This window comes from Neorhizobium lilium (assembly GCF_004053875.1).
GTDB lineage: Bacteria > Pseudomonadota > Alphaproteobacteria > Rhizobiales > Rhizobiaceae > Neorhizobium > Neorhizobium lilii.
Genome location: NZ_SBIP01000002.1, coordinates 632,154 through 646,148 on the forward strand (window position 1 = coordinate 632,154; position 13,995 = coordinate 646,148).

The 13,995-nt window shown below is 55.8% G+C and carries 11 protein-coding genes; 7 read left to right on the plus strand and 4 right to left on the minus strand.

The window, feature by feature from the left end:
- The first annotated feature begins 377 nt into the window (after positions 1 to 377).
- The 4 genes from EPK99_RS09240 to EPK99_RS09255 are packed head-to-tail and all read left to right on the plus strand — an operon-like array spanning position 378 to position 4,479.
- Positions 378 to 1,403 carry a polysaccharide pyruvyl transferase family protein gene (locus EPK99_RS09240; RefSeq protein ID WP_128442740.1) on the plus strand — a complete coding sequence of 342 codons (1,026 nt, stop codon included), beginning with the start codon at positions 378 to 380 and terminating at the stop codon, positions 1,401 to 1,403.
- A gap of 19 nt (positions 1,404 to 1,422) precedes the next feature.
- A complete protein-coding gene (locus EPK99_RS09245; protein WP_128442741.1) occupies positions 1,423 to 2,409 on the plus strand; it encodes a hypothetical protein in 987 nt (328 codons plus the stop codon).
- Positions 2,382 to 3,233 (plus strand): hypothetical protein, encoded by an 852-nt coding sequence (locus EPK99_RS09250; RefSeq protein WP_128442742.1) that lies wholly within the window; start codon positions 2,382 to 2,384, stop codon positions 3,231 to 3,233. Before EPK99_RS09245 ends, EPK99_RS09250 begins: the two co-directional genes overlap by 28 nt.
- A 1-nt stretch (position 3,234) precedes the next feature.
- Positions 3,235 to 4,479 (plus strand): glycosyltransferase family protein, encoded by a 1,245-nt coding sequence (locus EPK99_RS09255; RefSeq protein ID WP_128442743.1) that lies wholly within the window; start codon positions 3,235 to 3,237, stop codon positions 4,477 to 4,479.
- 317 nt (positions 4,480 to 4,796) lie between these two features.
- Here the strand turns inward: EPK99_RS09255 and EPK99_RS09260 are convergent, their stop codons facing one another.
- From EPK99_RS09260 to EPK99_RS09275, 4 genes are all read right to left on the minus strand, one after another.
- Entirely contained in the window at positions 4,797 to 5,930 is a 1,134-nt protein-coding gene (locus EPK99_RS09260) for an alpha/beta hydrolase (RefSeq protein WP_245582379.1), read from the minus strand.
- A gap of 62 nt (positions 5,931 to 5,992) precedes the next feature.
- Entirely contained in the window at positions 5,993 to 9,064 is a 3,072-nt protein-coding gene (locus EPK99_RS09265) for an efflux RND transporter permease subunit (protein ID WP_128442744.1), read from the minus strand.
- The gene (locus tag EPK99_RS09270) at positions 9,061 to 10,146 is read right to left on the minus strand and encodes an efflux RND transporter periplasmic adaptor subunit (RefSeq protein ID WP_128442745.1); all 1,086 of its coding nucleotides are present in this window, start codon (positions 10,144 to 10,146) and stop codon (positions 9,061 to 9,063) included. The genes EPK99_RS09265 and EPK99_RS09270 overlap by 4 nt, the downstream gene beginning before the upstream one ends.
- Complete coding sequence (locus EPK99_RS09275) at positions 10,143 to 11,219, minus strand: efflux RND transporter periplasmic adaptor subunit (RefSeq protein ID WP_128442746.1); 1,077 nt, start codon at positions 11,217 to 11,219, stop codon at positions 10,143 to 10,145. The genes EPK99_RS09270 and EPK99_RS09275 overlap by 4 nt, the downstream gene beginning before the upstream one ends.
- 110 nt (positions 11,220 to 11,329) lie before the next feature.
- Here EPK99_RS09275 and EPK99_RS09280 point away from each other — a divergent pair, with 110 nt between their 5' ends.
- The 3 genes from EPK99_RS09280 to EPK99_RS09285 all read left to right on the plus strand — a co-directional run bounded on the left by EPK99_RS09280 (position 11,330) and on the right by EPK99_RS09285 (position 13,976).
- Positions 11,330 to 11,965: a TetR/AcrR family transcriptional regulator gene (locus tag EPK99_RS09280; RefSeq protein ID WP_128442747.1), complete on the plus strand. Its 636-nt coding sequence runs from the start codon at positions 11,330 to 11,332 to the stop codon at positions 11,963 to 11,965.
- A gap of 340 nt (positions 11,966 to 12,305) precedes the next feature.
- On the plus strand, positions 12,306 to 12,470 hold the full coding sequence (locus EPK99_RS25280) for a hypothetical protein (RefSeq protein WP_164901741.1): 165 nt from the start codon (positions 12,306 to 12,308) through the stop codon (positions 12,468 to 12,470).
- A gap of 348 nt (positions 12,471 to 12,818) precedes the next feature.
- Entirely contained in the window at positions 12,819 to 13,976 is a 1,158-nt protein-coding gene (locus EPK99_RS09285; RefSeq protein ID WP_128442748.1) for an SGNH/GDSL hydrolase family protein, read from the plus strand.
- The last annotated feature ends 19 nt before the right edge of the window (positions 13,977 to 13,995 follow it).

The following is a 13,995-nucleotide window of genomic DNA, read 5'->3' on the forward strand; positions in this document are numbered from 1 at the left end:
CGATGCTAACCTGTTTGGAAGTGGATCAGAAAGCAACATAGCGTTCATCCGTTGCCGCCGCCTCAGCTCCTGCACCGACGTGTATTACAGCTCGCTATTGCGAGCAGCAGGTTTGATATTGAAATGCCTGTAAGGGCGCAAGAAGAGCTGCCCCATAGGAGGAGAGGATCGACCTGCTGACCTTCACAGCAACGGCAAGTCCGTCACCGCAAATAGTGTGAGGTCGATATTCGAATGCGATTATCGGACGCATCCACGGCGATACCGAAGATGGTGCACTCGACGCGCGGAATCCAGCTGCCAGCATATGTTCTGGAAATGATCCAAAAAATCGCTTACACACCATCTGTCATTGACGGCAACGGTGGGGGGAAAGATTGGCGTCCAAACTCAAGCATCGCACAATCCGATTTTTAGGATGGTACGGCCACGCAAACTGCGGAGATGAGTGCTTTAAGGAGGCACATAAAAGCCTGTTCGAAGACTCAGACGATACCCACTTTGATCTGATTTGGGATAACGAACGCGGCAAATATAGCAAGCAAGATGAAGTCGTTGTGCTCGGTGCCGGTGACGTCATAAAGCCATTTTATGTCGAGCGGCTTGCTCCCTCTACCAAAATAATAATTTACGGCGCGGGGTTATCCAGCACAAGTGATGTTGAATATATGGAATCAATTAAAAAGCGAATTATTGGGACATGGCTAAGAAATAAAACTGACGTTGAAGCATTGCGTGACAGAGGAATTGAAGCTCAATATACGCCGGACATAGTTTTCCAGCTCGGCAATGAAAACATGCCTGTAAAATCCGTAAAAAACCGAGCGAAAAAAGTAGCTGCATGTTTTTTTTCAAATAATTCGACGCAATACTCTCTTTATGGCCGCGACCTGCTGCTGTTTAATGACGAATTAAATAGAAAAATTAAATTAGCGAAGGTCCTCGATCTGCTTTCACCTTGGTATGACTTCAATTTTTATCCGTTATCTCAGGATTTAAATGATTATGACATGTCTTATTGTTGCGATATATACACATTGATGCATAATCGATCTAGTGTCACGATCAAGAAACCTCTAAAAGTATTCAAGGAAGCAATAAAGGCTACTTCCGAAGCAGACCTGGTTTTGACCATGAAGTTTCATGGATTAATATTTGCTTGCCTGGCGGGGACGCCTTTTGTGAACATTGCAACTACCAGAAAAAATGCGCTTTTTTGCCAGGAAAACTCTTTTGCTGACGCCTCCGTCGCGGAAGATAATTTTTCTGAAGCCTCAGTGATGGCCGCGGTGAAAGTTGCCGAATATCCGCCGTTCTCCGACAGGGTCAGTCAGGCGCGGCTTCGCCTTATCAATGAAGCGAAAGTGCAGGCCCAAGCGTTCCGCACGTTCATAATGAAATGACGCCGCAGGAGTAAAATCAATGAAGATATTTTTCTATGGCGGCTGCCACGCGCAGGTATTTGCTCGCGTTTTTCGGGAATGGGGTAGCGCCGATGTTTGCGACGTCGTTGTGAACTATGAGCTCATAGCGTCTAATTTACCGTTCCCCTATGAACGTCTCCACAATTATGATGCAGTCGTATTTTCTCCGATCAACAATAAGGATGAGTACAATACGAAATATATTGAAGATTACTGCAATAAACACGGGATAAAATCAATATCCTATCCCTGGATGCAATGGAACGGCTACCATCCCTTTACAGAAAAAAGAGAATTTCTGGGCTTGAACCATTGGTTTCCAGTAGGGCACGATTTGGAGCCTGATCAAGCTCGCATTGAGATAGTGAAATCCGCTGAAATAACGACGGATCGCCTAAAGCAACACGAAGAAACAAATAGAACAAATTTAAAAATATCCGACTTCATTTTGAAGTACTATAGAGATACCAGGCTTTTTTTAACGCCAGATCATCCATCAAATGTATTGTATCGGTACGCTGTATGGGAAATTTCAAAACGACTTTCAATTGATGTATCGCATGACTTTTATCGCTACGAGCAGCTTCTGCAGCCAGAGATAATATTGCCGATACAACCAGCCGTTTCCGCGGCCCTTGACCTCAGATTTGAAGCATCAGACGAATACCGGTTCGACGCAGCGGGAGGCACATTCAAAATGTACGGACCAGAATATGCCAAATTCGGACAGCACTTGAATTCGGATGCACTCAGAGTGTTTTCCCGGTCAAAAATTGAGGTTATCGATTACAAGACGACGGAATCGGATGATTTTCGGCCTCAGAACGACCCAGCTGTCGGGAGTAGCCTGATTGGACGGGTAGTATCTGATGAAGGTTCAAATTTAGTTGTAGAATTCCTGGCTGCTAAAGACGGTATCATTCCGGATCCAACGATCCAGACCATCAAGGACAGCGAATGGAAAGTAAGCTCCAGAGTAGGCTAACGGGTATGCTGCGCAGAATAATTGACTCCTGGACGAAAACTGAAAATTCCAGGAAAGGGACAGAACCTTTGAACGAGCATAGAACCACCTCTTCAGAGCGCGAACTGCTGGAAAGGCTCTATGACGCCGAAAAGCATATAAACGAACTGCGTAGGGACAATGCCATTGTGCGACATGAATTCCAAAGCCTGGCTTCGAAATTTGAAACAGCTCTAATATTTTTCGAATCGCGGGTAGATTCAATCTATCAGGCCGCACTAAGACATGACGCTGGCGAATTGCCCGCGGCCGAAATTATGATCGAGGAAGAGGTAGAAAACCGCCTTCGTGACCTTTTGCTAGGGGGGTTTGCCAACACGCCTGCAATTACAGATATCAACATCAAGGATCTCGTCAGTGGTGATCTGTCAGTCGGCCCTAAACGTGGGGCTTTGACACTGCATGGATTCAGATTAGATCCGCGCGCAGCTCGAGACATGGGTGACTGCATAAGGATCGAAGCCGGGGTCTTTGGGGCCGTTATATTTGGACCCTATAAACGACTTAAGGTCGGCAAGTATCGAGTTAGCTTCGAGTTGGAAATATTGGCCGATTTGGACCAACTAAACGGCTCCATGAGCTTCGACATTCATGACAGCACAATAAATGAGCAAATGTGCATCAAAACGGTACGTGCTAAAGAGTTTAAGCGAGCCTTCCGGGCCGAGCTCGTGTTTGATTGGTCGCCGGCATCAGTCAATCATGTGGTGGAAATTCGCGTCTTCCAAGGTCTGAATTCGCCAGTGCTTCTTCGGGAAATATTAATTGCAGATTTCGAGAGCTAGAATGGCCCGGCGCCTTTACCGCTTTTTTTCGCCGATCGTGCCTATGACAACCGGCACGGCGACCTATTTCGATAAGGTACTGCGACGAGTCTTATCTCTCAACGTGATCGAGAAATCCGATATTGAAGTTGTAATAGATTCCAAGGCTATCGGAGATGGTTATCCAACTCATTATCATGGAGTCCGCGTCAGAGATTATCGGGAAATTCCCCGCGTTGTAGGGGAGAATGAAACTTGGTTTCTATTTCTCGCGAATAATGATTTTCACGGATACGTCCATGAAATCATAGATAGCTTGCGCAAGATTGCTGGCGGTAGAGTTATTTCTATCGTACATGAGCCATCAAATTATATGCTCCTTCGGCACCTAAGCTACAATAATAAACAAGATTATAGCTCCGACCGATTGGTTAAGGGGCTGAATACACAGTTCGGCGACCGGGGCAAACGCCTTCTGGATGACGCAGATAAAGGTTTGGTTGATAACATATTCAACCACGTGGTGTTGGCTCAGAACGGACTCTATCATAGCAGTGATGAGATTTGGACGCATAGCCGATTTGCGGCGGAAGTATTGCGCACCGAAAATCGCGGAGGTCCTGAATCAGCTAGATACCGAGTCTATGCGCATCCGAAAGATGATCTAAGTCGACATGATATCGGCGATAAAGAGAGCCAGCCGCTGTTTAGGATAGGCATTTTTGGATGGATTTCTCTAGCTAAAAGAGTTCGCGAAATCCTGGTCGGGCTTAGATTGGCTTTGGACCGCCTGCCCTCTGGAGCGGCGAAACATATTGAGCTCATCGTTGTCGGCAAGCTACCGAATGATCCCAATTATGACGTTATATCGGCATCCAATTTCCTTGCACTTTCTAAAAACGTTCGTTTTCTCGGTTATCAGCCGGATGAGGAATTTGAACGCCTGGTTACAACATGCAACTTGATATACAACTTGAGGTTTCCGTCATGCGGGGAGACGAGCGGCACCATCAATTTGGCCCAAGGCACAGGTGCAAGGGTCGTAAAAACGCGATATCAAGCCATGAATGAGGAGCCGGCCCACGAAGCGATGACCTTCCTTCCTCATTTTGAGGCTTTCAATATCGCCAGCTCAATATGCAGCAATTTTGAGAAGTGGAAGCTCGGTTTATGGAATATCCGCAATGAAAATCCGCAGCACATGCAGATAGCGCCTGTAGAGTACGGTGTACTTGCGGAGATTTTTTCAGCTACAACAGCCGCGTAGTTTAAATCGAGACCGAGAGCCTTTCATCTTTGACGGACCCATCTGACCGTCCTGGAATAGCCGGTTCCTTTACAGATACGTTGCAACATCTGAACCACATCTTCGCCCCGATAGGTGAATCGCGCATCCGTCACCTGCTTCAGAGTGAACCCCTTCTGGGCACCCGAAAAGTTCGATGCCTTCATCGTTTCCACTCCTGTTCCCAACCGGAATCCAGCGCGGAAACTCCAATCAAAAACGGTTCAGTTTTTGGGAATCAGAGCAATCAGGGGCGAACCGGCGCAACCAAGCTCTACCTTCTCAAAGCCGGTCGCCCCTCACTGCCCCGCCCTGGACAAACTGCCGGCCAGTCGGAATGGGGACGAGACGAGTGCGCCTGCAGCGTCGAAAACATAGGCGCCCACATCACCGGCACTGGCTTTCTTGTCACCATCGAAGCTGCGGAGCTTGGAGCCAAACCGGGCGAGTGAAGCAAAACGGTCATGCCCCAATCCGTCGGTTCCATCGATCGCGGTGATGTCGATCACCCGCACATGCTCTTCTCGGGCTGCGGCCTGTATAACCGGGTCGTCGATGTCGAGCCGACCGATGCGGGCGCGGTCATTGGCAATCAGGCTCGACACCTGCAAAGCCCTGTCCGTCCGTGCCACCAGCAGGGTGATTGGCGTCTTCATGGCGCCGATTTCCCGAAGTTGCGAACGGAAGACATCGACATCGATGTCCGGAGACGCCAGTATCACCTCCAGCTTGTCGAGCACATCCTGCCGATGTTGCAGCTTGAGTTCCCGTACGGCCTCCATGGCCAGAAACGCCCCCATGCTGTGGCCGAAGAGGACGATGCGTTTCACGTTGCGAGCGCTTGAAAGATCGTCCAGCAGCGCATCGAGGCGGCGCCGCGAATAGAGCACTGCATCGCGGTCCGCCACATAGCCAGTCACGGAAGCAGCCGAGGGCCAGGAAAAGAGAACGGGAACCGCACCCACATTCGCATCTACCGCGACTTGCGCAGTCCGGAAAAGGGCCTCCTGGTAGCTGTAGTTGTAACCGTGGACAAACACGCCGACCGTCCCGTCGGAACTGGCGCTTTGCCCGACTGCAGTCTCGAACTGCGCTTCGGAAAGCTCGGCCCGGCGCCGCACAATATATTGGCGCTGTGGGTCCGGCCGGTGGGACGCATAGGCGATCTCGGCGCCCTTGCGGTCTGGGGGCACGGTGATGTCGTAAGCCTCATAGGTCGTATTGTCAGACGGTGTCGCGCTAAAGCCCTTGCCTTCCGGTTGACGATTGGTGGCAGTGAGAACCCGGATGCGCTCGCCGACAGAAGGCTTGCCGACCAATGTGGAATCGGCAACGGGTTGGAGAACGCCCGCATCCGGCCTCGTCGCACATCCCGACACGATTACGCAGATGGCGAGCGGCATCAAAAGCCCGAACCTATGCAGGGATTTCATTCCGTCGTTCCTTTCCGGGTGGTGCGGATGCGTAGTGTGGTTAGCCAGCATGCGGATGTCGATCATGCCTCGGCTGGCGGCGCTTGCCGGCCGTCGCCGTCCCGCGGGATCCGGAACCACGCAACATAGAGGGCGGGAAGGAAGAAGAGCGTAAGGACCGTGCCGACCACAATACCCCCCATCATCGCGTAGGCCATCGGCCCCCAGAACACTTCGCGGGAGATCGGTATGAGTGCCAGCGTCGCCGCCGCTGCCGTCAGCAAGATCGGCCGCATGCGGTGTTCGGTTGCCTCAACCACCGCAGCCCATGCCGGAGCACCTTCGCTGCGCAGGTGTTCGATCTGCACGACGAGAATGACCGAGTTGCGGATCAGGATACCGATCAGGGCGAGGATACCCAGGATCGCGACGAAGCCCATGGGCGAGTTGCTGAGCAGGAGCGCCGCGACGACACCGATGAGCGCCGTCGGAGCAACGGCGAACACCAGGAACAGCCTGCTGAAGCTTTGCAACTGGAGCATCAGGATCGTTGCCATGGCGAACAGCATCATTGGCGCGACGGCGGCGATTGGCCCTTGCGCCTCATCGCTTGATTCGACGGCGCCGCCGATCTCGACCTTGTAACCGGCCGGCAGGCTGTTCTGGAACTCCGTCACCCGGGGGGTCAGCTGCTGGACGATGGTGGCCGGTTGCGTCGATCCGGTGACGGCTGCCTGGATCGTAACTGTCGGGATACGGTCACGGCGCCAGATCGTCGGCTGCTCCAGTTCGTAGCGGAAGTTCGCGACGGCCGACAGCGGGACGGACTTGCCGTTCGAGGTGCCGATCTGCAGATTCTGCAGTGTCTCGATGCTGCCGCGCTCGGACGCCGCAGCTCGTCCGATGACGTTCACCAGGTAAATATCGTCCCTGACCTGCGTGGCCGAAGATCCCTGCACGATACTGTTCAGGACCGTGGCAATGTCCTGCGACGAGACCCCGAGCTGCCGGGCCTTGTCCTGCAGAACGTCGATCCTGACCACCCTCGCTGGCTCGTTCCAGTCGAAATTCATGTTCGTGAGCAGCGGATTGCTTCCCATGATTTCGGCGAACCGCTGCGAAACTTCGCGTACCTTCTGGATGTCGGGGCCACTGATGCGGTATTGAACCGGCTTGCCGACCGGCGGACCGATATCGAGCAGCTTCACGAAAGCATCCGTGCCGGGAAAGGCTTTCAGGAGGTAGTCCTGGAGATCGGCCCTGAGGCGGTCGCGAACTTCGAGGCTCTTGGTGACGATGATCGTCTGGCCGAAGGAAACATCCGGGGTCTGCACGTCGAAGGACAGGATAAAGCGCGGCGCTCCTTCCCCCACATAGGTCGACCAATGGTCGATATCCGGATTGCCGGCGAGCTTTTCCTTCTCGAACTGCGCCATCTGGCGGTTGGTTTCGGCAATCGAACTGTTCTGGGGCAAGTTCCAGTCGACAACAAGCTCGACACGGTCAGAGGCTGGAAAGAACTGCTGCTGCACGAGGCTCATGCCGGCGACCGACACAGCGAAGACGCCGACCGTCAGCACGATCGTGATCCAGCGCCAGCGCATGGCAAGCTTGAGCAGCCATGAAAATGCGGAGGAGAAGCGGCCCTTCTTCCCGTGGTGCGACTTCATCGTCTTCGGAAGAATGGCCACGCCCAGCAGAGGCGTGAACAACACGGCCACGACCCACGAGACGACGAGCGAGACCGCGATCACCACGAACAAAGTGAAGGTGAATTCGCCTGCCGCGCTGCTGTTGAGGCCGATCGGGATGAAGCCCGCCACGGTGACGAGGGTTCCCGTCAGCATTGGAAAGGCAGTCGAGGTGTAAACGGCGGTGGCCGCCTTTCTCAAGGGGTCGCCTGCTTCGAGGCGCGAGACCATCATCTCGACAGCGATCATGGCATCGTCCACCAGCAGACCGAGCGCGATGATCAGCGCCCCGAGCGAAATGCGCTGGAGCGAGATACCGGTGTACTCCATGTAGACGAAGGTGATGGCAAGCACGAGCGGGATCGACACCGCGACCACCATCCCTGCCCTCAGCCCCAGGCTGATGAAGCTGATGACGAGGACGATCGCGATCGCCTCGAACAATGCGCGGGTGAAGCCCGAAACGGCCTCATCGACCACTGCCGGCTGGTCGGAAATGCGGTGAACATCGACGCCGATCGGAAGGTCGGCGACAACTGCTTTTATTTCCGCATCAAGCCCCTCTCCGAATTTCAGCAGATTGGCGCCCGGCTTCATTCCGATCGCCAGCGCGAGCGCTGGCTGACCGTTGAATCGAAACAGCGAGGATGGCGGATCCACATAGCCGCGCCTGATGGTGGCGACGTCGGTAAGGGGGAAGAAACGGTCGTTCACACGAAGATTGATCTGCTTGAGACTCTCCTCCGAGGCGAACTGACCGCCGACCCTCAGCGCGATCCGCTCCGGTCCGGCATCGACGAAGCCGGACTGGGTGACCGCATTCTGTTCCTGTAGGGTCTGGATGACGGACTGCCGATCAATGCCGAGCGCAGCGATCTGGCGTGTCGAAAATTCAAGATAGATGGCTTCGTCCTGCGCGCCGATGACATCGACCTTGCCGACATTCGGCACAGTCAGGATCTCGGAGCGCGCGTTTTCGACCAAGTCTCGGAGCTTGCGCTGCGTCAGCCCATCGCTCGTGAAGGCAAAGATATTGCCGTATACGTCGCCGAAACGGTCGTTGAAGAAAGGGCCGACGACACCGCTCGGGAAGTCTCCCTGGATGTCGGCGATCATGTTGCGCACGCGCCGCCAGGTCGGCTCAACGTCTCTTGCCTTCGTGGTCGGCAAGAGTTCGAGGAAGACCGTCGTCTGCCCGGCGATCGTCCGGCTTTTCGTGTAGTCGAGCGATTCGAGTTCCTGCAGTTTCTTCTCGATGCGATCCGTGACCTGCCTGGTCACCTCCTCGGCAGAAGCGCCCGGCCACTGCGCCGTGATCACCATGGTCTTGATGGTGAAGTTCGGATCTTCTTCCCGGCCGAGGTTGAAGTAGGAGAAGGTGCCGGCGATCACGAAGACGATCATGAAGTACCAGACGAGAGAGCGGTGCTCGAGCGCCCAGTCGGAGAGGTTGAACTTCTTCACTGGTTTATCTCCTGATCGATCTTGATGGCCTGGCCATCCTTCAGTTTGTTGACGCCCGCGACGACGACCCGGTCGCCGGGATGGACGCCGTCCGCAATGGTCACGACACCTCCCGGCACCACCGGATCCGCGACGCTTACGGGCCGGATGATGACCTTCCTTGCAGCTGCATCCACGATCCACACGCTGGTCGCCCCATCGCGGAACAGGATCGCCGATGCCGGCAGCACGATGCGGGGCTTGGCCGAAATGGTTGCGGACACCGTAACCACGGAGCCCAGCCGGAAAGCCTCCGGCGGATCGGCAAGCGCGATCTTCGTCCGCCTCGTACGAGTGGCGGCATCCGCCGCCGGAGCGATCTCGCGCACGGTTCCGCTCGTGCGGATGCTGGGATCGAGCTGTAGCGACACCTCGAACGGCGCTCCGGCCTGAAGCTTGCCGGCCGCAGCCTGGGGAACGTCCACGACCGCGTCCCGCTCGTCCGGACGTGCGATGGTAACGACCACCTGACCGGCCGACACGATCTGACCGACTTCCGCGGAGGTCGCCGTAACGACGCCGTCGAACTCTGCGTGGAGCTGCGCATAGCCAAGCTGTTCGTTTGCCTTGTCGAGGTTTGCCTGCGCCTTGGCAACAGACGCGATCGCAGTTTTCAGGCCCTGCTGGGCCTGCTCGAGCGCCGCCGCCGTGCCTGACCTGCTTTCGGCAAGCAGGAGTTGGCGCTGCTGGGTGCTCTGGGCGTTTCTAAGGCCCGCCTGCGCGTTCGACAGATCCGACTGAGAGCTTCTGACGGCAAGTTCAAGCGAAAGCGGATCGATGGCGGCAACCACATCGCCCTTCTTGACGACATCGCCAACGCTGACATTGCGTGCAATCAGCCTGCCCAGCACCCGGAAGCCGAGTTGCGTTTCGAACTTCGGCTGGATCGTGCCTGGAAGCCGAAGCGTGTCTGCGGGGGTCTCCGCTGCAACGACAGAGAGCACGGGACGGGGCGCCTCAGCGGTATTCTCATCCTGCTTCTGACATCCTGAAAGGGTCGTGGCGGCAAGAAGCAGAGCGATGATACTGATCGAATACTTCACTTGGACGCTCCTTTGTCGTACGCCACGACTTCTCCCTGCCGCAGGAACTTGATGCCTTGCGATACGACGACCTCTCCTTCCGACAGACCGCTCTTGATCACGAAAGTGCCGGTCTCGTAGTCCCCGACCTCGACTGCCCTAAGCGAAACTTTTGACGAGCTGACATCGATCACCCATACAGCCGGGACACCAGCCTTCGACGCCATGGCCGACCAGGGAAGCTGGATCACGTTCTGCGGCTTGTATTGGAATGCACCGGAGACGGCGGCGCTCAATGGCATCGGGTCGTCACCGGGAAGACCGACCTTGACCTTGATGGTTCCGGTCGACGAGTCGATGGTCGGCGAGATTTCCCGAACGCTTGCTTGTACCTTCCGCGAAGGATCGGAAAGCAGGCTCACCTGTACCTGCGGTTCGACGGCCCGCCCCAGGAAAAGGCTCTCCATTACATCGAAGACGGCGTCGCGGGGGCCATCATGCGCCAGTGTGAAGATCATTTCCGCTGCCTGCGCAACCTGCCCGACCTCGCCGTCGCGGGCCGTGATGATCCCGTCGGCGGGAGCGGTCATATTCGTGTAGGAAAGCGTGTCCTGGGCGTTTGCCAATTGCGCCTGAGCCGATTTGACGCTGCCCTGCGCCGTGAGCAGCGATTCCTGGGCCTGGTCCAGTTCGGCGCGGGTCGTGACCTGCGTCCTGAAAAGGTTCTGCTGACGGTTCATGGCCAACTGGGCCTGCGTCTGCTGCGCCTCGGCGGAATTCAGGTTGGCCTGTGCGACCTCCAGTTCCGCCTTCTGCTCCTCTGCATCGAGGCGAGCCAGAAGCTGTCCCTGCTTTACATGGTCACCCACATCCACCAGCCTCTCCACGATCTTGCCGCCAACGCGGAAAGAAAGATCCGTCTGAAGACGCGCTCGGACCTCACCGGTAATCGAGCCGCCGGTGACCAGCGGCTGAACCTTGGCAATAACGGTTGCGACTTGCCGGGGCTTTGGCGTGGCGGAGGCTTGGTCGTCGCTGCAGGCCGATAGAAGGCCCACACCGCAGAGCGACAGAATCAGGAACAAGAACTTCATAGCAGGACCTTCTTCTGCTTCGTTACCCATTTCATAAATTTGACTGACCCGTAAGTCAATGGTATGTGGCGAGGGTGATGCCAGGAAAATACGATGCGGGGTTCAGTGCAATGGTCAAGGAACGAAAGCTGACGCGGGCGGAGCAGAAAGCGCAGCGGCCGTTGCAGATTCTCGACGCTGCTTTCGAGGAATTCGTCAAGAACGGCTATGCCGCGACGCGCGTGGAGGACATTGCGGAACGCGTCGGGGTGACGAAAGGAACGGTCTATGTCTACTTCGAAACCAAGGAGCTGCTGTTCGAGTCAATGATTCGCCACGTCTCCCGCCCATTTGGAGAGATTGCGACAAATGCGGAGACGCTTGTCGGATCCCCGCCAGAGAAACTGACGGCGCTTCTGCGTATGGTCTATGAGCAGCTTTTCGACGATCGCCAGACACGCGAAGTCATGAGACTTGTGATTTCGGAAGGTCCGAAATTTCCGGATATCGTCGAGCGGCACGAGCGGGATTTCGTCAACCCAGTCATCGCCAGTGTCGAGGCTATTCTGGCCGAGGGCGTCGGCCTGGGGCAGTTCCATCCTGGACCGGCAGGTTTCGCGGAACTCATGGTCGCTCCGATTGTCACAGTCACCGTGATGCGGCTGATCTTTGGCGACCGCAGGGAAGTGGACAAGGAGGCCTACATCAAGGCCCATATGGAACTGCTCCTGCACGGTCTTCATCGGTCGGCTGTAGAGACCGCGTAAACGGGTCCCAACGCTCCAGGATAACAGCCCGGCCGTTCAAGATGAGACGGGGATAAATACCGGTCGAATAGACCGGCTTGCACTATAAAAAGGTTGAGCGTCGCCACGCCGATCATCCATGATTTTAGGCAGATAGCCGCACGGCGCGACCATGACTGCGCAGGCCCCGTCGTTTCTGCCCAATGTGATTCATCCCCACCCCTCAGCGCGCTTCTACACTTGCTCCTGACCTGCCGGCTCAATGGCTTGGCAGCGCAACCGCGACGGAGAAAGCAATGACGAGAAGCAAGGTAGAAACTGGTGCTGCAACGCATTCGCCGGAAGCCACGGGATGGCTTGCATGATCGGTATCAACCTCTCCCTCTGCCCTGGGATCCCCAGGACATCAGCCTTGAACCTGCCTCCGCCCGGCTATGTCTTCCTGCTGGACGATGATGGTGCCTACCTCTCGGATGAGGATGGCAACCTATTGGTTGAAGACATTCCTCCCACCAAAAACGCATGAATATCACGGCAATACTTCGGTATTGCGGAATCGATTGCGGGAGTGAAGCACAGTGCGATTCTCATATACACTAACCGATAACGGTTCTGGATTGGATATATTCCAGAATGCGTCAGATATCCCAGGCGTTCTCGCGCCGGGATCCTACAATCTGGATTTTATACTTGATGATGGCGACGGAAACCTAACGGAAATCTCGCAAAACATCACCATCCTACCAGACAACAACATCTACCTGACTGACAGCGACGGCGCGTACCTGCTCGATCAGGACGGCTCTTACCTTCTGGAGACTGCATAATGGCCAATACACGGTTACTATCGGAAGCAAAAAGCGCTCGATCCAAAATGCTCATGGTTGGCGCCGAAAGCGGACCGATGCGGGGCAGCGGCAACACCACCTATCTTCCGGCATTCGTTTGCCCCGTGCCGGCAGGCGCAATCACGCCGAACGCGACCCTTCGCTTCGGTGGCCATATCAACAAGTTCGGGACCGCCAATGGCGGTCACAACCTGAAGGTGACCGTCGCGCAGGGCGCCAATGAAGTGGTGATCACGCAGGCCTTCATCAACGCCTCGCTGCTGTTTTTCAACTGGCGCGCAGAACTGACCTTCAGTGCCGACCGCAAGTTCGGCTTCATGGATTCGGTGAACGTCTTCAACGGCGCGACTGGTTCGGTGGCGGCGGGTAGCTTTACCAACTACATCGCGAAGAATGCAGGTTCTGCAAATTTGGGTGCCCGGGCGCGCTCGGCATCCGTGGCCTTCGCCACCTACAGCACGCCGCCGACACAGGAGACGAGGTTGATCGATTTCGACCAGACAAGCGAGATCCGTTTCTACTTGGGCGCAGTGGCCGCCGACACGGTCGCTATGAACTCCGGCTATGCCGAGCTTCTGTCGCCGGGCACCGACCCGTCCTTCTATGTGCCGTCGAATGCGACCCTGTTCTTCGGTCACAGTCTGGTCGAGGGAACGGGCGCAACCGCCGGCAATGACGTTGTCTCTCAACTTCGCGGGCTCAAGCCAGGCCGGTCGATCAGCAATCTCGGGCTTGGCGGTCAGACCTATGCCGCTGGGAGCGCTTCCTTTGCCGACCGCGTGCTTGCCGATCCGCGCGCGAAGAGCCTCGACATGATCATCTGGGGACCAGAAAACGATGCAACGGGCGATGGACCAACCTGGGCCAACACGGTGCTGACCAGGCTGGCGCAGATCATGGGCAATCGCAAATCCGGGGCCAAGACGATCATCTGCAACAGCGTCACTTCGACTGCCTGGAATGCCGGTGTCGTAGCGGCTGCGCAATATGTGAATGCGCAACTGGCAGCTTCGCAATGGGGATCATTGATCGCCGACATGTACACGCCGATCTGCACGGCTGCCGGCGGCTATCCGAACCCCGCCTATCTGGCGACCTCGGACACGATCCACCACAACGACACCGGCTACGGCGTCGATGCCAACACGATCTCGGCCAAAATGACCGCCCTCGGCTGGACGTAAGGCTAAGCGCCGGCAACAG

Bases quoted from the DNA above. Each gene is read 5' to 3' on its own strand.
- EPK99_RS09245 (WP_128442741.1), top strand. From the start codon at position 1,423: ATGAAGATATTTTTCTATGGCGGCTGCCACGCGCAGGTATTTGCTCGC.
- EPK99_RS09250 (WP_128442742.1), top strand. From the start codon at position 2,382: ATGGAAAGTAAGCTCCAGAGTAGGCTAACGGGTATGCTGCGCAGAATA.
- EPK99_RS09255 (WP_128442743.1), top strand. From the start codon at position 3,235: ATGGCCCGGCGCCTTTACCGCTTTTTTTCGCCGATCGTGCCTATGACA.
- EPK99_RS09260 (WP_245582379.1), bottom strand. From the start codon at position 5,930: ATGAAATCCCTGCATAGGTTCGGGCTTTTGATGCCGCTCGCCATCTGC.
- EPK99_RS09275 (WP_128442746.1), bottom strand. From the start codon at position 11,219: ATGAAGTTCTTGTTCCTGATTCTGTCGCTCTGCGGTGTGGGCCTTCTA.
- EPK99_RS09280 (WP_128442747.1), top strand. From the start codon at position 11,330: ATGGTCAAGGAACGAAAGCTGACGCGGGCGGAGCAGAAAGCGCAGCGG.
- EPK99_RS25280 (WP_164901741.1), top strand. From the start codon at position 12,306: ATGATCGGTATCAACCTCTCCCTCTGCCCTGGGATCCCCAGGACATCA.
- EPK99_RS09285 (WP_128442748.1), top strand. From the start codon at position 12,819: ATGCTCATGGTTGGCGCCGAAAGCGGACCGATGCGGGGCAGCGGCAAC.